Source organism: Mesobacillus boroniphilus JCM 21738 (genome assembly GCF_000517385.1).
Taxonomy (GTDB): domain Bacteria; phylum Bacillota; class Bacilli; order Bacillales; family Cytobacillaceae; genus Mesobacillus; species Mesobacillus boroniphilus.
In genome coordinates, this window is record NZ_BAUW01000225.1 from 1 (window position 1) to 897 (window position 897).

The 897-nt window shown below is 41.0% G+C and carries 1 protein-coding gene; it reads left to right on the forward strand.

Annotated features, from left to right (window positions below):
- The coding region (locus JCM21738_RS21920) for an IS1380 family transposase (protein WP_035210318.1) at nt 1-700 on the forward strand (700 nt) is incomplete at its 5' end.
- Between the last annotated feature and the right edge of the window lie 197 nt (nt 701-897).

Consider the following 897-nt stretch of genomic DNA (forward strand, 5'->3'; position numbering starts at 1 on the left):
GCCGCTCATTGAGCATTACAACGAAAAGTTCCCAGAAACCACACCATTTGTCCGTGGCGACAGTGGGTTTGCCGTTCCGGCTTTATATGATTTGTGCGAAAAGGAATCCGTTTATTACGTGATTCGGTTGAAATCAAATGCGAATCTGCAGCGTCTAGCCGACGAGCTTCTTCCTTCCGCTTTGGCTTCCGATATCACGAAGCCGGAATGTTACTATGAAGAAACCACTTATCAAGCAAACAGCTGGGTTAAGCCTAGAAAAGTCATCATAAAATCGGTACGTCCTGCTGGCGAATTACTGTTTACTCACTCTTTCTTTGTGACAAACTTAGTGGATGCCTTTTCTCCTGAAGCGATCATCTCTACGTATCAAAAAAGAGGAACGATGGAGAACTACATCAAGGAAGCCAAAAACGGGTTCGCCTTCGATAAAATGAATAGCCATTCCTACCAAGTAAACGAAGTGAAGATGATGATGAGTTTATTGGCTTACAACCTAACGAACTGGCTGCGTACTCTTTGTTTCCCGGAAGGACAAAAGACCATGCAAATTGACACTATTCGCACTCGAATCATTAAAGTGGCTAGTAAATTAGTTAAATCAGGACGATCCCTCTACTTTAAACTCGCTTCAAGCTTCGTGTACCAGGAATTCTTTTGGAAAGTGATTCAGCGAATTCAGAGGCTAAAGCTAGAGTGAATTCAACCAAAGACCCAATAAAAAATTTCCAAAGGCAGAACAAGGGAGTAGTCTGTCCAAAAACAACTGGAATTTAAAATTCGTTTAAAAAATGATGACTTATCAAGTGAAATGACGAAATCGCTTGCCTAGGAACCAAGAAAATGGTTTGTCATCGCTTAAAAAATGAGCTAGCTAGAAAGTATGAATAATTCAGG